The sequence below is a fragment of the Methanothermobacter thermautotrophicus str. Delta H genome (assembly GCF_000008645.1).
GTDB classification, from domain to species: domain Archaea; phylum Methanobacteriota; class Methanobacteria; order Methanobacteriales; family Methanothermobacteraceae; genus Methanothermobacter; species Methanothermobacter thermautotrophicus.
This window is the reverse complement of record NC_000916.1, coordinates 1,459,173-1,477,716: the sequence shown is the minus strand read 5'-3', so window position 1 is coordinate 1,477,716 and position 18,544 is coordinate 1,459,173. Positions and strand designations below refer to the sequence as shown.

Here is an 18,544-nt window from a genome sequence, read left to right as displayed (position 1 = left end):
GCAGATAAAATACAGAATACAAAAATTTTTATACAGCCATGTCACATTACCCATGTGGAGACTTTCATATGGGTGTAAGGATACTCCTTGTAGAGGATGAGGCAATAACGGCGATGGATCTCCAGAGAAAGCTGGAGTTCTGGGGATATGATGTTGTGGGGGTTGCATACAGTGGTGAGACTGCAGTTGAACTTGCACAGAAGCACCACCCTGATCTAATTTTAATGGACATAGTCCTCAAGGGCCCCCTGAACGGTGTTGATGCTGCAAAAGAAATTCGTAGCCTTGACATACCTGTGGTTTTTCTATCAGCCCACTCAGAGGGCTCCACCATGGAGAGGGCCAGGGAAGTGGAACCCTACGGATACCTGATAAAGCCCTTTGATGAGAAGGAGCTCCTATTCAGCATTGAACTGGCGGTTCAGAGGCACCGGAGCCAGTTACAGATAAAAAAACTTAACCGTAACCTCAGAATGCTCAGCGACTGTAACCAGGCCATTGTAAGGATAAATGACCCTGAAAAACTTCTGAGAGAGGTATGCCGGATCATCGTCGAGGTCGGTGGTTACAGGATGGCCTGGATAGGCCTTGCAGAGAATGATGAGGAGAGGTCTGTGAGGCCCGTTGCAGAGTACGGATTCCATGAAGGCTACCTTGACTCAGTAACCATCAGGTGGGATGATAGCGTATACGGGGAGGGCCCGACAGGAAGGTCAATAAGGGAAGGGGAACCCGTCATAATAAGGGACACCGGAGAGGATCCCAGATTCACCCCCTGGAGGGATAGGGCCGTTGAGAGGGGATTCATGTCAGTCATTGGTCTTCCCCTCACTGTTAAGGGTGAGACCATAGGAGCCCTCACGGTTTACTCGGGGGAGAGGGATGCCTTCGATGAGGAGGAAGTGAAACTTCTCATGGAACTTGCAGGGGATGTGTCATTCTACATTGAATCCCGTGAAATCCTGAAGGAGATGGAGGAGAGGGTAGCCAGAACGGCCCAGAGGGAGAGAATTCTTAAGAGGATCTTTGAATTATCCCCCGTTGCAATACTGAATTTTCAGGTGGACCATGGGGAACCAGCGCTCCTGGAACTCAACAGGGAGGCCTCAATAATAACAGGGGTGGAGGAATGCTCTGGATCCCTGGGAGTCCATGACGTCCTCAGGGGTCTTGATGAGGAAGATCTGAAGAAGATCAAGGGGGCCATCATGGGGGATGTTGAACTGGAAGAAATGATAAGCTACCCCCACCATGGAAGGACGAAATTGTTCAGGTTAAAGATTGTGAGGCCCTCCCGAGAAATTGCCTCGGTATTCCTTATCGATGTAACACCTGAAAGATAGTATCTGAACTTAAAAAAATAATCCGGGCCACATAAAGACTCAGTCTCTGAATTCTGCTTTCTCGGCCCATGCCGGAGAACATTCACTCCCTCAGAGGGGAATGTATCAACGAGGAGACACTCCCATGAGGAACCATTCACTCCCTGTCACAGAGGAGTGAACCTCCAACCCCCACATCTCCGGTGGGAACTCCCTTATAAGAACCGTTATTGTTGACTCCGGGAGGCCCATAATTTCACTTGAGACCTCTGTGATACGCTTTACGAGTTCCCTCTTCTTTTCCCTTGTCAGCTCATTGCAGTTTATCTGGATAACAGGCAACTATATCACCACCCATAGGTATTATACTCATATAATAAATCCTTTAATAGATTCAGAGACCAGAAAATAGCAATTGCAGAGGAATCATGATGATTGGAGAACAGCTCTTAAAGAAACTTTTTCCGGACTTTGAGGAACTTGTCCAGCCAGCTGGAATTGACCTGAGGGTTGATAAGGTTTACAGACAGATGGGACCCGGGTCACTGATTGATGATGAGAAGAACCTTCCACCCCTCGAAATGCTTGAGCCGCCCATCTACAGACTTGAGCCAGGCAAAGCTTACCTTGCAAGTGTTGACAGGATGATAGAGATACCTGAGGGATATGCAATGCTCTACCTGCCAAGGTCAACCCTCCTGAGGTCCTTTGTATCCGTTCAAACCGCCGTTGGAGATCCTGGTTTCAGGGGTACCCTCCAGTTCCTTTTACATAATCATGGAGAATATGAGTATACACTAAAGAGGGGTGAAAGGATAGTACAGGCCGTGGTATTCCCGGTGGAGGGATCAGGAAAGTACAGTGGAAGCTACCAAGAATGAATTTCAATCCCATTTTGGTCTGATTTTAACCTGCTGAGGGTCGTCTTCAGGCTATACGCGTGTCCATTTCAATCCCATTTTGGTCTGATTTTAACAAGGAAAAAGCCCCTTTGAAGCATATGAAATCCTCAAATTTCAATCCCATTTTGGTCTGATTTTAACTAAATGATTTTGATGATTTAGATAGTGTTATTTTATTTCAATCCCATTTTGGTCTGATTTTAACATAGAAAGAAAGACAAAAGAAAGAAAAGAAAAATAGAAATTTCAATCCCATTTTGGTCTGATTTTAACAAATCCAAAAGAACCACAGAGGACAAAGAAAAAATAGATTTCAATCCCATTTTGGTCTGATTTTAACACGGCTCCAGAGAGAAAAATAAGAGGTGATAGAAATTTCAATCCCATTTTGGTCTGATTTTAACTGAGAAAGAAAGGGGAGGATCACTCCTCCCTCCTAATTTCAATCCCATTTTGGTCTGATTTTAACCCAGTCGCAGGTTAAGGGCCCTTACGATCGCCAATTTCAATCCCATTTTGGTCTGATTTTAACTCAATTGAAAACCACCATCCATAGCTATTTCCATACTCATTTCAATCCCATTTTGGTCTGATTTTAACGCGAAATGAAAAAAATCGCTACTGAGATGTTTCGGATATTTCAATCCCATTTTGGTCTGATTTTAACTCGGTGGTGAAATGAAAAAAATCGCCACCGAAATGTACATTTCAATCCCATTTTGGTCTGATTTTAACGCGGACGGGTTAAGGTGGCTTGGGGGCGTGATCTAATTTCAATCCCATTTTGGTCTGATTTTAACGTATGGTCTCGCTGAACTCATCTGCCATGAACTAGCATTTCAATCCCATTTTGGTCTGATTTTAACTCGGCAAACTCTATGCGTTTATCTTCTTCAGGTATTCCCATTTCAATCCCATTTTGGTCTGATTTTAACAAGCACTTAGACAGCATTGAGCCAACACAGTGCTTCAATTTCAATCCCATTTTGGTCTGATTTTAACCCTTGAATGTGGCTTTAAGCCTCCTCGCATTCATTTCAATCCCATTTTGGTCTGATTTTAACTATTACGTGTAGATTGTGGTGTACTCTTTTTTTCCAGTATTTCAATCCCATTTTGGTCTGATTTTAACCCGCCCTGAGAGCCCCCATTGGGCTTAAATCAGTCCAATTTCAATCCCATTTTGGTCTGATTTTAACTTTTAATTACACTGTCAGCTGTGGATCGCACAGTAATTTCAATCCCATTTTGGTCTGATTTTAACACGTGGCCTCCGGGGCCACGTCGACCCTTATTGAGCATTTCAATCCCATTTTGGTCTGATTTTAACTGGAAAGAATTGAAGAAAAATATTGGGTAATAAAAAAATTTCAATCCCATTTTGGTCTGATTTTAACCACCGTTACGGTGGATGAGACAGAGACCAATAATTTCAATCCCATTTTGGTCTGATTTTAACCCTTGAATGTGGCTTTAAGCCTCCTCGCATTCATTTCAATCCCATTTTGGTCTGATTTTAACTATTACGTGTAGATTGTGGTGTACTCTTTTTTTCCAGTATTTCAATCCCATTTTGGTCTGATTTTAACCCGCCCTGAGAGCCCCCATTGGGCTTAAATCAGTCCAATTTCAATCCCATTTTGGTCTGATTTTAACTGGAAAGAATTGAAGAAAAATATTGGGTAATAAAAAAATTTCAATCCCATTTTGGTCTGATTTTAACCACCGTTACGGTGGATGAGACAGAGACCAATAATTTCAATCCCATTTTGGTCTGATTTTAACGAATTCTTCCTCGACGGCAAACCAGTCCAAATAAAATTTCAATCCCATTTTGGTCTGATTTTAACGAAGAGTACTGGAAATAATGATCACCATTTGCTTGATATTTCAATCCCATTTTGGTCTGATTTTAACACATTGCACATCGTTTCTACCGACTCTCCGCCACCCTTTATTTCAATCCCATTTTGGTCTGATTTTAACGCTGCGCTCTCTCGCAGCCTATCGAGGACATCCCAATTTCAATCCCATTTTGGTCTGATTTTAACTATGGCCTATTCATTACTTCCATTCTTGGTTTTATAAATTTCAATCCCATTTTGGTCTGATTTTAACTTGTATGACTACGTCGCTATGCTCCTAAGAGCATAAATTTCAATCCCATTTTGGTCTGATTTTAACCTTGAGGCGGTTGGTCATGTCATTGATGCTCTCCTGGATTTCAATCCCATTTTGGTCTGATTTTAACATGTTTGTAATGGACGGTAAATCAAATGAAGCTTTAATTTCAATCCCATTTTGGTCTGATTTTAACTCGTCATGGCACTGGAAACCATAGAGATGTTTGTAAATTTCAATCCCATTTTGGTCTGATTTTAACATAGGTACTATTTTGTGGATATGTTAAAATTATATATAAAATTTCAATCCCATTTTGGTCTGATTTTAACACCTAAAACCGATTAAGAATAAGTATTTCACGATAAATTTCAATCCCATTTTGGTCTGATTTTAACCCTGCTCTCTCACCCTACTGCGTAGCTCATTGCTTCATTTCAATCCCATTTTGGTCTGATTTTAACTCATTTTTTCATTCACTACCATTCCTTTCACCTCCATATTTCAATCCCATTTTGGTCTGATTTTAACGATGTCACTCGTGCTGCACTTTTCCATCTCCTCCAGTATTTCAATCCCATTTTGGTCTGATTTTAACTTTCATGGGAAATAAAAATCAAATTAGAATTGTAAATATATTTCAATCCCATTTTGGTCTGATTTTAACATAAAGGTTATTATTATAGTAATAGTTCGCATTTACATTTCAATCCCATTTTGGTCTGATTTTAACCTCTCTCACCATTCTTATACCATTCCGTAGTTTTCAATTTCAATCCCATTTTGGTCTGATTTTAACACAAGCCGATTCACCATAATGCTTACGATTGTAATATTTCAATCCCATTTTGGTCTGATTTTAACTCTTCAAGGGCTTCTACGGGTGTTAGTATTTTCACCATTTCAATCCCATTTTGGTCTGATTTTAACATGGCCAATTTTTTCTTTATTTGGCCTCTATCGCTCTGAAATTTCTCCTTTCAGACATATAAATTTGTCGATCCCTGATAATGCACTCCATTTATATGGATAGACGACTTAACAGAAGGCCTTAAAATCCATAAATAAGAGATTTAAACTATTTAAAATAATCTAAAAAGAATTTTAGCAAGATAAATAATCATATAATTGATATTAAAACCTCTAATCCTTAAAGAAGCTTAAAATAACATCAAGTTATTATAACAGGAAGCTGAAAAATGGCTCATAAACGACTGGACGAATGGGCTCCAATTGAGCATATAGCTTATTTAAACAATTTAAATTTAATTTTAAGATTTTTTAACGTGCTATGAATTTAATAATTAGTATATAAGTTCCATTGTGGTTTAATGAAGATTCTGATTGTACGCTAAAACCAGATAGGCTCTGAGGCCAGTTTTTACTGAGTGGTCAGAGTGAAAGTTCATGGACAGCCCTCCCAGTCAGCAATGCCACGAAAAAACTTCCAGGACGACATCATAAGCTCTCCAAAAAATACGGGCCTCTGATGAACTGAAAGCGGCGCGGATGAAAAATAAAACCTGCATGAAAACCAATAAAACTGATTCTCCCATCGGCAAATGGCATACTGGCAACGGTATGCCTGGCATGAAAACCAGTACTGATTCTCCGATAAAAAAGAATTGTCTGATGACATCATCAGAATGTACGGACCCTGTCCTCCAGCATACTCACTGATTCCGGGTTTGAGAGGGTGCTGACATCACCCACATCCTCACCCCTCACAATGGCCTTTATCACCCTCCTCATTATCTTACCTGACCTTGTCTTTGGAAGGTCCTCAACGAACTCTATGTAACTGGGACTTGCAATGGGACCTATCTCCCTCCGCACATGTTCACGCAGAACACCCTTGAGGCGGGGTGTGGGCTCCACTTTATCCCTCAGAGTAACGAAGGCCGCTATCTCCTCTCCCCTGAGGATGTCAGGTTTTCCAACCACCGCAGCCTCAACAACATCAGGATGGCTCACAAGGGCTGATTCAACCTCTGCAGTGCTTATCCTGTGCCCTGCAACGTTGAGGACATCGTCCTCCCTGCCCTGGATCCAGAAGTAACCATCCTCATCTATCCTTGCAACATCACCGCTGAGGTAGATGCCCGGAAATGTGCTCCAGTAGGCATCCACATACCTCTCAGGCTCCCTGAAGAGTGTCCTGAACATTGCAGGCCACGGTGTTTTTATCACAAGGTGGCCTCCGCTTCCACGCAGACTCCTCCCCTCATCATCCACAACGTCGGCTATCACCGTGGGGAATGGTTTTCCTGCGGAACCCGGCTTCAGGGGTGTCACAGGGAGGGGTGTTATTATGTGCATCCCGGTCTCTGTCTGCCACCAGGTATCCATGATGGGGCATCTGCCACCACCAACGGTCCGGTAGTACCACATCCAGGCCTCGGGGTTTATGGGTTCCCAACGGACCCCAGTATTCTGAGTGTTCTGAGGTCATACTTCTCAGGCCACTTGTCCCCATATTTCATGAAGAGCCTCACCGTCGTGGGTGCTGTGTAGAGGATGCTGACACCGTACCTCTCAACCATGCTCCATATCCTTCCAGGATCCGGGTGATCAGGTGCACCCTCATAGATGACCGAGGTTGCACCCTCAATGAGGGGGGCGTAGACTATGTAGCTGTGACCCGTTATCCATCCTATGTCAGCCAGACACCACCATATGTCCTGGTCCTTAACATCGAAGACGAACCTGTAGGTAGAGCTCACACCCACGGCGTAGCCCCCATGGGTGTGCACAACACCCTTTGGTTTACCCGTCGTGCCAGAGGTGTAGAGTATGAAGAGGGGATCCTCAGGGTCAAGCTCCTGGCAGGGACATTCATCGTCCATGCCCTCAACAGCCTCGCTCCAGTAGATATCCCTCCCATCCACCATGCTGACATCATCCCCCATGCGGTTCACGACTATGACCCTCTCAAGGGAGGGGATCTCATCTGCGACCATATCAAGGGTTTCCTTGAGTCTTATTACCTTACCCCTGCGGTAGAATGCGTCTGCAGTGATCGCAACCTTTGCCCCGGCATCTGCAGCCCTCTCCCTGAAGGCCTTGGCCCAGAAGCCGCTGAACACTACACTGTGGACTGCACCTATACGTGCACAGGCGAGCATGGCTATGGGGAGTTCCGGTATCATGGGGAGGTATATGCTGACGCGGTCCCCCCTTGAGACACCCATATCCTTAAGGGCATTGGCCAGGCGGTTAACCTCCCTGTAGAGGTCATAGTAGGTGAGCTTCCGGACGCTACCATCCTCACCCTCCCATATATATGCCACCCTGTTTCTCTCAGGACCCATAACATGCCTGTCAAGGGCACTGTATGTGATGTTGAATTTCCCGCCTGTGAACCAGCGGGCATGGGGTGGTTCCCATTCAAGGACCCTGGTGTAGGGTCTGAACCATTCGAGTTCAGATGCCATCTCATCCCAGAACCACTCAGGGTCAGAGCTGGCCCTCTCAAGGAGCTCATCATAACCCCCAATACCCCGGGCGTCCATCCAGGCCCTTATATTGCTGTTTTCTGCAAGTTCCTCGTCTGGATTAAAAACCCTTTCCTCCCTGAGCAGAGCATCAAGCTGTCCTCTCATAAACAACCCCCTTCTGTTAATATTTTTTTAATTCATGATTTAAATAGTTGGCAGAATATAGATGGGTGCATGAAGATGTGTGCGGAGGTCCTTGCAGGGATCCTGGAGGAAGCTGGTTTCACCCATATCTTCGGGCACCCGGGTGAACAGATACTGCCACTCTATGAGGCCCTCAGAAAATCCGGGCTTGAACATGTTCTCATGAGACACGAACAGGGAGCCGTCCACGCCGCAGATGGCTACGCCAGGGCCTCTGGAGGACCGGGGGTCTGTGTTGCCACCGGAGGACCTGGCGCCCTTAATCTTGTGATGGGTGTGGCTGCAGCCAGCACAGATTCCGTACCCCTCATTGCCATGACCGGTGACCTGCCACGGGGTGGGGGCCCCGGCAGGTTCCAGGAGGTTGACCTTGAGGCGGTTTTCAGAGCCCTTACAAGGATGAGCATGACCCCGGGGAGTGGTGATGAGGCCTCCATGATGCTGGCTGACTCCATAAGCTCCCTCAGGAGGGGGCTTACCGGTGTCATACACATAAACCTGCCAAGGGACGTCCTTGAAGAGGATGCATGCCCCCCTGTGGGGCCATCTGAAGTGTTTAGGGAGCTTCCAGACATGAGCAGAGCGCTGGAACTTCTGGGATCCGCGAGAAGGCCCCTTATACTTGCAGGTGGTGGTGTAATCTGGGGGAACGCCGTTGGTGAGTTCAGGGAATTCATAGAGAATGCCAGGATCCCGGTGGTGACCACCTACAGTGCAAGGGGTGTTATACCCGAGGACCATCCACTCTGCCTGGGAATGACCGGTACCCGGGGGACCCCGGCAGCTAACCATGCTGCAGGGAACTGCGACGTTCTCCTGGTCCTCGGGGCGAGGCTCTCAGAGAGGACCCTGGCAGCCACAGGAAATCCCCGCGTAATACACGTCAACACTGACCCCTCTGTACTGAGGGGTGATGTTGTGCTGGAGATGGATGTGGGGGATTTCCTGAGGGAACTGCCTGAATTAAAAGGACCGGAGGGGTGGTTTAAGGAACTTGCAGCCTACCGGAGGGATAACCCGCCCATCAGTGAGTTACAGCCCCCCGGTGGGGGTGCATTTGTAACATCATCTGCTGTGAGGGGTATCCTTGATGCAGCCCCCGATGCCACCATAGTCAACGATGCCGGTAGCCACACCACCTGGGTGACCCTCCACCGGCGGGTTCTCCGTGAGAGATCCCTCATATTCTCCGGTGGCTTCGGGCCCATGGGTTACGGTCTCCCGGCGGCCATCGGTGCAAAGCTTGCAGACCCATCCAGGGATGTCATCATGATAGCGGGTGACGGCGGATTTCAGATGACTATCCAGGAACTTGGCACCGTTGCTGAGCTGGAGCTGCCCATCACCATGTGCATCCTGAATAACCAGAAGCTCGATGTTATAAGGCAGTGGCAGGAGATGAACTACGGCACCAGTTACTCTGTTGAACTGAAGAACCCTGATTTCATTAGACTTGCAGATGCCTACGGTATAGGTGCGGAGAGGATCCTCAGGTTGGAAGATGTCTCAGGTGCCGTGGAGAGGGCCCTTGAGTCAGGTGAACCCCGCCTCCTGGAGTTCATGGTTGAAGGGGAGGACATACCACTTCCCGGGGTCAGGCCCTGATCCCCTTGCATGGTGAGGGCCTGGGGATATGTGCTAAAGAATTCTAATCCCCTTAAGTGTCTGAAAATGATCTTCTGAGGTCCCTCACTGCATTAGGCTCCCGGAGGACCCCTGAACACGGAGAGCTCTTCGTCAACGAACAGGGGCCATGGTGATTCCGGGTGGAGAATGTTTTAGGGTCCGCCAGAAAAAGGAGAAATCCGCGAAAAAATAGATATTTAGAGGTCCTCAGGGAGGTAGGTGTCTGCAACTGCTGCAACAGCCTCTCCCATTTCAACCTCAAATCCGAGCTCCCTGAGGGTCATCTCAAGGGCTGAAAATGTTGTTATAAGTTCCCTGTGGGTTATGTTACCCATGTGACCGATACGGAATATCCTTCCCTTGAGGTGGTCCTGTCCCCCTGCAAGCTCAACATGGTACTTGTTCCTCATTGTCCCCCTCAGTTCACCATCTGTAACTCCCTCCGGGAGATTAACAGCCGTGACCGTTGTTGATGAAACTGCTTCATCAGGGAACAGTTCAAGGTCGAGGGCCTTCACCGCATTCCTTGTGGCCTCTGCAGCTATCTTGTGCCTCTTTATCCTGTTGCTGAGTCCCTCCTCCATTATAACCTTGAGGGCCTCATGCATTGCGTATATGAGTGAAACTGCAGGGGTGTATGGTGTCTCAGGTGGCTCCGCGTCACCGCTCTTCCTGTACTTCTTGAGGTTCAGGTAGTATGTCCGGGGATTATCCACAGCTTCAATGACCCTCCAGGCGTCGTTGCTGAGGGTTATGGCTGCCATGCCCGGGGGTGCTGCAAGGCACTTCTGGGAACCTGTAACACAGATGTCTATGCCGTAGGACTCAACATCGACCTCATCCCCTCCCAGGGATGAAACCGTGTCAACTATGTAGAGGGCGTCGTAGTCGTCCATTATCTTCCCTATCTCCCTGATGGGGTTAGCAACACCTGTTGATGTCTCATTGTGGACTACTGTGACTGCCTTTATATCATCATTCTCCTCTAGGGTGTATCCAATGTCATCGGGGTTAACGGCCTTACCCCACTCCACGTCTATGGTGATGGATTCGCCTCCAAAGGCCTCCACTATCTGGGCGAACCTCTGACCAAATTTACCCCCAACAACATTCAGGATCTTATCGCCGGGTTCTATAATGTTTGCAACTGCGGCTTCCATTGCAGCTGTCCCTGAACCCGTCAGAAGGTAAGACTTATTGCTGGTCCTGAAAACATCGGACATCATCTCAGTCGTTTCAGTCAGGATCCTGCCAAAGAGGGCGCTCCTGTGGTTAACAATGTTCTCTGACATTGCCTTAAGGACTCTCTGGGCCACCCTCGTCGGCCCGGGGATCATAAGCAGTGTTTCATCCATTTCCAAAAAACCTCCAGATTAAAGTGGATTTCATAACCTGTATCTATTTTTAATCTGTCCATTTAAAAAGATTTACATGAGTCCCGGCCAGCCATCAGTAAATCCGACCTGAAAATCAGCCAGTCATGGGGCCCTGAAGAGGTGATTAACTGATGGATCGCGGCTTCAGGGACCTGAATCAGGCTCCTGAGCTCCAGCTCCCACCAGGAGAAAACCCAAAGAATGATATATAAATGTGGATAAAGTTATCCCATGGAAGTCCAGGTATGGCTCAGATGGTACACACGTATACTTGATGACTTTGGATTTGACAGGAGGGCTGATGAGGAGTCAGCATCATACCTCGACGCCTTCCTCAGGGAACACGGATGCCTGCGGGTTGATGACATTGATGTCCCATCCAGTGACTTCATTGTATTCGGGGCTGGACCATCACTCAGATCCCACCTCAAAAGGTTCAGGGCCCTTGATGAGCCAATGACAGTCATCTCGGCAGATGGTGCCACCACTGCACTCCTCGAGGAGGATGTGCTGCCTGATATAATAGTAACTGACCTCGATGGTAAGATGGAGGATATAATCGAGGCAAACCGGCAGGGGGCAGTGGTGGTGGTCCACGCCCATGGAAACAACCTCCCTGCCCTCAGGAGGTACCTCCCACTCCTCCAGAACATCATCGGGACAACCCAGAGCATCCCCCATGGCTGTCTCCACAATTTTGGTGGATTCACAGATGGTGACCGCGCTGTTTTCCTTGCCGCAGCCCTCGGCGCCGGTCGTATAGTGCTGGCAGGCATGGACTTCGGTGAGGTTGTGACAAGGTACTCAAGGCCTGATATGGACTCTGAGCTTGGACCGGCCGATCCCGTTAAAAGGCTCAAACTTGAGTACGCCAGCAGACTAATAGACTGGCTTGAGAGGAACGGGGATGTCAGGATAGAGAGATGGTGAATTCAATAAAATGAACGTGAAGGACCATGAAAGGCGATAAGAGGCGCGATATAAGGGATATACTCTTGCATGATGAGACCCTCTTCAGGAACATGAACGCCTTTGACCCCGACTATGTTCCTGAGAACTACAGGTACAGGGAGTCCCAGATGGAGGCCCTTGCAGTGTGTATAAGGCCCGCCCTGAGGAATGGGAGGCCCGTCAATGCGGTTATACTGGGGTCCTGTGCAACAGGTAAGACAACCGCCATAAAAAAGATATTTGAAATGGTTGAATCAACATCAGAGGGCGTTGTATGCTGCTACATAAACTGTCAGCTCCACACCACAAGATTCGGGATCTTTTCACAGATCTACAGCAAGATATTCGGGCACCAGCCCCCTGAAACCGGAGTGCCATTCTCAAGGATATATCAGACCATAATGCAGCACCTTGCCAGCGAGAAGAGGGCCCTGGTGGTTGCCCTTGATGACATAAACCACCTCTTCTACAGTAAAAATGCGAACAAGGTACTCTACGATATACTTAGGGCCCATGAAGTATTTGAGGGTGTGAGGACCGGGGTATTCGCTGTTCTCTCAGACATCGAGTTCAGATACGCCCTTGATAAAAATGTTGACTCCATATTCATACCCCAGGAGATCGTATTCCCTCCCTACACCCGTGAGGAGGTGTTCAACATACTCAGGGATCGTGTCAGGGTCGGATTCTACCCGGGTGTCATTTCCGATGAGCTCCTTGAGAGGATAACTGACCATACAATGGATACCGGGGATCTCCGCTACGGTATAGACCTCCTGAGGGTCTGTGGAAACCTTGCAGAGGCGGATGCATCGCCGGTGATAGGAGAGGAGCACCTTGAAAGGGCCCTGAAGAGCACAGGACCCGTGAATCTCATACACACGGTGCGAACCCTGAACGAAAATGAGAGGGAGTTTCTGAGGATACTTGCAGACGCCGGCGAGGATATGACAGCCGGGGCCCTCTACGAGCTCTTCAGGGAGAGCACAGGTTCAAGCTACTCATCCTTCAACAGGATCATTGAGAAACTGGAATTTTTAAGGTTGATTGACACAAGGCTCACCGGTAAGGGTGTTCGTGGTAACTCCCGGATTTTGATTCCACGTTTCAGCAGGGAGGACCTCAGAAGGTGCCCTGGCTTCTGATTCAGATACCCGCAGGATAATTTGAGTTTCCTCCCGCTGCGACGCTGATAACGCCCCACAGGAGGGCCATGAGAACCATTGAGATGATTAAACATGACCTCACATCCACCACAACGGCAAGGTGCCCGAGACGTCTCCATATACTGTTTGATTTCCTCAGACTGTGCATAATAATCCACTCCACTACCATGTTCATGTGGAGATTATTTAAGAAAAGAGATAGAGAGCGCCTGAGAAGTAAAGAGTAAAGCACATACCGGATAGAGAACCCCCCTCAATAACTCAGTGTATGTGCATCTTAAGTTTATGATCAATATCACCTGCTGCACACCGGGAGGGAGACCATGAAAGGGTTTGAATTCTTTGATGTCACTGCAGATGCTGGATTCTGGGCCTATGGACATGACCTCGAGGAGGTCTTTGAGAACGCAGCCCTTGCAATGTTCGAGGTTATGACCGACACGTCACTGGTTGAGGCTGCTGAGGAGAGGAGAGTTGAAATCACATCAGAGGATAGGGTTTCGCTTCTCTATGACTGGCTGGATGAACTGCTCTTCATACATGACACTGAATTTATTTTATTCAGTAAATTCAAAGTTAAGATAGATGAGAAAGATGATGGCCTCCACCTCACCGGCACCGCCATGGGTGAAGAGATAAAGGAAGGCCATGAGCGGCGTGACGAGGTGAAGGCCGTGACATTCCATATGATGGAAATCCTGGATGAAGATGGGCTGATAAAGGCGAGGGTAATTCTGGACCTCTAATTGATGAGAAGAAATGATGGAGATGGTTTGCATGAGTATACATGAAGAACTGGTTAAGGTGAGAGAATCCGTATGGGAAGTTCCAACATCATACAAGAAGGGGATGAGGGTGCCCGGGAGGATCTTCCTGAGGGAGGAGGCCCTCAGGGACCTTGAGAAGGGTGCCATCGATCAGGTGGCCAATGTTGCCTGTCTCCCGGGTATCCAGAAGTTTTCCATTGGACTGCCAGATATTCACTTCGGTTACGGCTTCAGCATTGGAGGTGTGGGTGCCTTCAGCGCCCGAACAGGAGTTATAAGCCCTGGAGGTGTTGGATTCGATATAAACTGTGGTGTGAGGATGGTCAGGACAAACCTTGACCATGAGGATGTCAGGCCAAAGATAAAGGAGCTCATAAACACACTCTTCACCAATGTCCCCTCCGGTGTTGGGAGTAAGGGGAAGATACGCCTGAAACCCGGGGAGATCGATGAGGTGCTTGAAAACGGGGCTGAATGGGCCGTTGAAAACGGATACGGCTGGGACCAGGACCTCAGGCGCCTTGAAGAAAACGGTAAAATGGAGGATGCCAGCTCAGAAAAGGTCAGTGAAAAGGCCAAGAAGAGGGGCATACCCCAGCTCGGATCCCTTGGCTCAGGTAACCACTTCCTCGAGGTCCAGATGGTTGATGAGATCTTCGATGAGGAAGCAGCTAGGGTCTACGGTGTGAGCCCCGGAAAGGTCGCCGTCATGATACACTCAGGTTCACGTGGCTGCGGCCACCAGATCTGCTCAGATTACCTCAGGCTCATGGACAAGGCATACAGGAGGTACAAGATAAACATACCTGACAGGCAGCTTGCATGCGCCCCTGTGGACTCGGATGAGGCCCTGGATTACTTCCAGGCCATGGCAGCAGCTGCAAATTATGCCTGGGCCAACCGTCAGATGATAGTCCACTGGGTCAGGGAATCCTTTGAGGCCGTCTTCGGTATGACTGCAGAGGACATGGAGATGGAAATCGTCTATGACGTGGCCCACAACATAGCCAAGAAGGAGGTCCACACCATAAAGGGTCGTGAAACAGAGGTATTCGTCCACAGGAAGGGGGCTACAAGGGCCTTTGGACCGGGAAGGGATGAGATACCTCAGGAGTACCGGAAAATCGGTCAACCGGTGATAATACCGGGGACAATGGGAACATCATCCTACCTGCTCCACGGAACAGAGGTTGCCATGGAGGAGACCTTCGGTTCAACCGCCCACGGCGCCGGGCGTAAGATGAGCCGTGCAGGTGCCAAGAAGACCTACCGCGGCGAGGAGGTCCAGAGGAAACTTGAAAGTGAGGGCATCTATGTCAGGGCCACCTCCATGCCTGTGGTTGCAGAGGAGGCCCCCGGGGCCTACAAGGACGTGGACGTCGTTGTTAGAACCGCCCATGAAACAGGAATATCCCGCCTTGTGGCGAGGATGCTCCCCCTCGGCGTTGCCAAGGGATAGCCGGGGTGAAGCAATGATAGGGATCATTGGAGGTACCGGCATATATGAGATGGCTGAATACGGGAGGCTGGAGAGAAGGGGGTCCCTCATCACCCCCTACGGCAAAACCCCTGAAATATCCGTATTCAAACTCCACGGGCGGAGGGTCGCCTTCATACCAAGGCACTCACCGGGCCATGACAAACCCCCGCACATGGTAAACTACCGGGCGAACATATGGGCCCTCAAAGAGCTGGGGGTCAGACAGATAATAGCAACAAATGCTGTTGGGTCTCTTAAAAGGTCCATAGGGCCCGGGGACTTTGTTGTGCCTCATGACTTCCTCGACTTCACGAGGTCCCGTCCATCAACCTTCTATGATGAGAAAACAGTGCATGTAGACATGACAGAGCCCTACTGCAGGAATATACGTTCCGCCCTCAGCGGATCATCAGGTGTGGTTGATGGGGGGGTGTACGTGTGCACCGAGGGCCCCAGGTTTGAAACACCTGCAGAGATAAGGATGTTCCAGACCCTTGGGGGCACCGTGGTTGGCATGACAGGACTGCCAGAGGCCGTCCTTGCAAGGGAGCTTGAGATGTGCTATGCAAGCATATGCCTCGTATCCAACTATGCGGCGTCCATTTCACCCAGCAAGCTCACCATAGATGAGGTCTTCGAGATTATGGATGAGAAGAAGAATGATCTCATAGACATCATTGATGCTGCAATCAGGGACCTCAAAACAGAGCAATCATGTCCATGTCAGCATGCACTCAGAGGTGCCGACGTTAATAATCATGAGGAGGAGTTATATGAAGGTTTTAATGATATCTGCAAGCCCGAGAAAGAAGAGCAACACCATGATGGTCCTTGAGCACTGCAGGGATGCTATAGAGAGCCATGGTGTTGAAACAGATATAATATCACTCCGTGGAATGAAAATCGAATCCTGCAGGGCCTGTCTGAGCTGTGCGAAGAAGCACCGCTGCAGGATAGATGACGGCCTCAACGATATAATCGACAGGATACGTGACTCCGAGGGTTTCATAGTTGCAACCCCTGTCTACTTTGGAACCGCCAGAGGCGACCTGATGGCGGCGCTGCAGCGGATCGGGATGGTTTCAAGGGCCTCAGACGGATTCCTGAGCTGGAAGGTCGGTGGCCCCATTGCGGTTGCAAGGCGCGGAGGCCACACCGCGACCATACAGGAACTCCTGATGTTCTACTTCATAAACGACATGATAGTACCGGGTTCAACCTACTGGAACATGGTATTTGGATGGGCCCCCGGCGAGGTTGAAGATGACAGTGAGGGAATTGAGACCATAAGACGTTTCGGAGAAAACGTGGCTGAGCTCATAAAAAGGATAAATGGCGGTTCTTAAGATGAGGATAGCACTGGCCTCCTCCAGGGGGAGGAGGTTGACCTCCATTTCGGGAGGGCCTCCCAGTTCCTTGTGTATGAATACAGTGGGGGTAAACCAAGATTTCTTGAGAGGCGGACCGTTGAAATCTCTGAACCCGGGAAACATCAGTGGATGAAAGCCCTTGATGCCATCAGAGACTGTGATGTTGTAATAGCTGTCCAGGCCGGCCTCAGGGGTAAGGTCGGGATTGAGGATGCCAGTATAAAATTCGTGGCCGATGAGGGCCCGGTTGAGGAAGTGCTTGAAAGGTGGATCAGGCACACCGAATTCATGAAGTCAGTGTAACCCGCATAACTGGCTGTTCATATTCATGACCACACAGCACCCCAAACCACCATGTCAAGATTTAAATACTCCCTTATCCTATTATAGAGTATTCCATACTGGCGGTGTATGTAACTCTAAATCATGGTTAACCAGTTAAATATGAATTTTTTGAATTTATGTTAAATCCAGCTGTTTTTACGGTGTTAAAGATTAAGGTGATATAATGGCAAAGGCTCGAAGAAGGAGAGTACGTGATACATGGAAAGAAAAGAAATGGTATGTGATAAAAAGTCCTAAACTGTTTGGAGAAAACGAGATAGGAACAACACCCTCAAGGGACCCTGACTTCCTCCTCAAGAGGAGGGTTGAAGCCACCATGAGGGAACTGACCGGAGACTTCTCAAAGCAGTACGTTAAGCTGAAGTTCCAGATAGACAGCGTCGCCGGCAGTGAGGCCACAACCAGGTTCATAGGCCACCAGGTCACGACGGACTACGTCAGGAGCATGATAAGGAGGGGTACGAGCAGGGTCGATGCCCCGGTTATAGTTGAAACAAAGGATGGTTACAAACTTAAGGTCCATCCCCTGGCCATAACAATCCGAAGGGCGAAGTCCTCACAGCAGAAGTACATGAGGCAGAGCATAGAGGAACACCTCAGAGAAATCGCCTCAGAGAAGACCTTTGAGGAACTCGTGGAGGGTATTGTAACAGGAAAAATAGCCTCAGAAATATACCACCAGGCCAAGAAGATCTACCCCCTCAAGAGGGTTGAAATAATAAAGAGCAGGGTTCTGGAGGAACCAGCCTAATCAAATGGATCGGGACCCCTCATGATAGACCTCAACATTGGATACGTACTCCTGTGCGTATTCATTGGATTCTTAACCTACTATAGAGGTGCCCTCGATGTATGGGGGTCCCTTTTCATGATCCTTATGGGTCTTCTCATAATATTATCCGCCGGTTTTAACTGGCTCCTTCTTATTTTTATTTTCCTCGTTCTTGGCCTCCTATCAACAAAGTACAGACATGAATACAAGAAGGAGCTTGGTGTCTTTGAGGGAACCAGAAGCGCCAAGAACGTTATATCGAATGGGATAGTGCCCTTCATAATGGCTGCCTTTGGATACTATGACGGTTTTGTTGGGGGCTTCATAGGATCCGTTGCAACCGCCACCGCCGATACCATGGCGAGTGAGATCGGAGTTCTGCAGACACCGCGACTCATAACAACACTTAAGAGGGTGGAACCCGGGACCGATGGAGGCATATCATCCCTTGGAACCGCTGCTGGTATAGCGGGAGCAGGTATAATTGGTTTATCAGCATTTTTACTTGGTGTATGCCCTGATCCCCTCAAATCAATGAAGGTGGCTGTGATTGCAGGGACTGTGGGTTGCTTCATGGACAGTCTTCTGGGTGCAGTCCTTGAAAGAAGGAAGTACCTCACCAATGAACATGTGAACCTCCTTGCAACAGTTACAGGGGCAGTTATAGGAATTATTTTAGGATAGAGATCATAAATCTAGGAAGGT

15 protein-coding genes, 1 pseudogene and 1 CRISPR repeat array are annotated in these 18,544 nt (G+C 48.3%); of the genes and pseudogenes, 12 read left to right on the top strand and 4 right to left on the bottom strand.

The genetic code is table 11. From position 1 onward, the window contains the following. The first annotated feature begins 38 nt into the window (after positions 1-38). Entirely contained in the window at positions 39-1,343 is a 1,305-nt protein-coding gene (locus tag MTH_RS07695; protein ID WP_010877215.1) for a GAF domain-containing protein, read from the top strand. A 105-nt stretch (positions 1,344-1,448) separates the two neighbouring features. Here the strand turns inward: MTH_RS07695 and dmpI are convergent, their stop codons facing one another. Beyond that, complete coding sequence (dmpI, locus tag MTH_RS07690) at positions 1,449-1,664, bottom strand: 4-oxalocrotonate tautomerase DmpI (protein ID WP_010877214.1); 216 nt, start codon at positions 1,662-1,664, stop codon at positions 1,449-1,451. An 89-nt stretch (positions 1,665-1,753) separates the two neighbouring features. Between dmpI and MTH_RS07685 the strand changes: the two genes are divergently transcribed. Continuing rightward, positions 1,754-2,203: a dCTP deaminase gene (locus MTH_RS07685; protein WP_048061315.1), complete on the top strand. Its 450-nt coding sequence runs from the start codon at positions 1,754-1,756 to the stop codon at positions 2,201-2,203. Further along, a CRISPR array of direct repeats spans positions 2,204-5,275; the repeat unit is 30 nt; unit sequence ATTTCAATCCCATTTTGGTCTGATTTTAAC. Between the two features lie 711 nt (positions 5,276-5,986). On the opposite strand, the pseudogene MTH_RS07680 reads toward MTH_RS07685, so the two are convergent. Beyond that, positions 5,987-7,774, bottom strand: a pseudogene (locus MTH_RS07680) (AMP-binding protein). A gap of 242 nt (positions 7,775-8,016) precedes the next feature. On the opposite strand from MTH_RS07680, the gene MTH_RS07675 reads away from it, so the two are divergent. Beyond that, positions 8,017-9,591, top strand: coding sequence for a thiamine pyrophosphate-binding protein (locus tag MTH_RS07675; protein ID WP_010877210.1), 1,575 nt, complete (start codon positions 8,017-8,019; stop codon positions 9,589-9,591). 218 nt (positions 9,592-9,809) lie between these two features. Here MTH_RS07675 and MTH_RS07670 read toward each other — a convergent pair whose 3' ends face one another. Further along, the gene (locus MTH_RS07670; RefSeq protein WP_048061314.1) at positions 9,810-10,967 is read right to left on the bottom strand and encodes a pyridoxal-phosphate-dependent aminotransferase family protein; all 1,158 of its coding nucleotides are present in this window, start codon (positions 10,965-10,967) and stop codon (positions 9,810-9,812) included. A 252-nt stretch (positions 10,968-11,219) separates the two neighbouring features. Here MTH_RS07670 and MTH_RS07665 point away from each other — a divergent pair, with 252 nt between their 5' ends. Together MTH_RS07665 and cdc6-2 are read left to right on the top strand one after the other, a co-directional pair. Beyond that, the gene (locus MTH_RS07665; protein WP_010877208.1) at positions 11,220-11,918 is read left to right on the top strand and encodes a 6-hydroxymethylpterin diphosphokinase MptE-like protein; all 699 of its coding nucleotides are present in this window, start codon (positions 11,220-11,222) and stop codon (positions 11,916-11,918) included. 26 nt (positions 11,919-11,944) lie between these two features. Beyond that, entirely contained in the window at positions 11,945-13,084 is a 1,140-nt protein-coding gene (cdc6-2, locus tag MTH_RS07660; RefSeq protein WP_010877207.1) for an ORC1-type DNA replication protein Cdc6-2, read from the top strand. Position 13,085: 1 nt separating this feature from the next. Here cdc6-2 and MTH_RS09775 read toward each other — a convergent pair whose 3' ends face one another. After that, on the bottom strand, positions 13,086-13,253 hold the full coding sequence (locus tag MTH_RS09775) for a hypothetical protein (RefSeq protein ID WP_158296338.1): 168 nt from the start codon (positions 13,251-13,253) through the stop codon (positions 13,086-13,088). 175 nt (positions 13,254-13,428) lie between these two features. Between MTH_RS09775 and MTH_RS07655 the strand changes: the two genes are divergently transcribed. From MTH_RS07655 to MTH_RS07625, 7 genes are all read left to right on the top strand, one after another. Beyond that, positions 13,429-13,851, top strand: a complete 423-nt coding sequence (locus MTH_RS07655; RefSeq protein WP_010877206.1) for an archease — start codon at positions 13,429-13,431, stop codon at positions 13,849-13,851. 31 nt (positions 13,852-13,882) lie between these two features. Further along, a complete protein-coding gene (locus MTH_RS07650; protein WP_048061099.1) occupies positions 13,883-15,331 on the top strand; it encodes an RNA-splicing ligase RtcB in 1,449 nt (482 codons plus the stop codon). A 13-nt stretch (positions 15,332-15,344) separates the two neighbouring features. Beyond that, positions 15,345-16,187 (top strand): S-methyl-5'-thioadenosine phosphorylase, encoded by an 843-nt coding sequence (gene mtnP / locus MTH_RS07645; RefSeq protein WP_010877204.1) that lies wholly within the window; start codon positions 15,345-15,347, stop codon positions 16,185-16,187. Next, positions 16,126-16,698, top strand: coding sequence for a flavodoxin family protein (locus tag MTH_RS07640; RefSeq protein WP_197538709.1), 573 nt, complete (start codon positions 16,126-16,128; stop codon positions 16,696-16,698). The genes mtnP and MTH_RS07640 overlap by 62 nt, the downstream gene beginning before the upstream one ends. 72 nt (positions 16,699-16,770) lie before the next feature. Next, positions 16,771-17,025 (top strand): NifB/NifX family molybdenum-iron cluster-binding protein, encoded by a 255-nt coding sequence (locus tag MTH_RS07635; RefSeq protein WP_010877202.1) that lies wholly within the window; start codon positions 16,771-16,773, stop codon positions 17,023-17,025. A 205-nt stretch (positions 17,026-17,230) separates the two neighbouring features. Then, on the top strand, positions 17,231-17,818 hold the full coding sequence (locus MTH_RS07630) for a 30S ribosomal protein S3ae (protein ID WP_010877201.1): 588 nt from the start codon (positions 17,231-17,233) through the stop codon (positions 17,816-17,818). Positions 17,819-17,839: 21 nt separating this feature from the next. Then, positions 17,840-18,523, top strand: a complete 684-nt coding sequence (locus MTH_RS07625; protein WP_010877200.1) for a TIGR00297 family protein — start codon at positions 17,840-17,842, stop codon at positions 18,521-18,523. Positions 18,524-18,544: the final 21 nt, after the last annotated feature.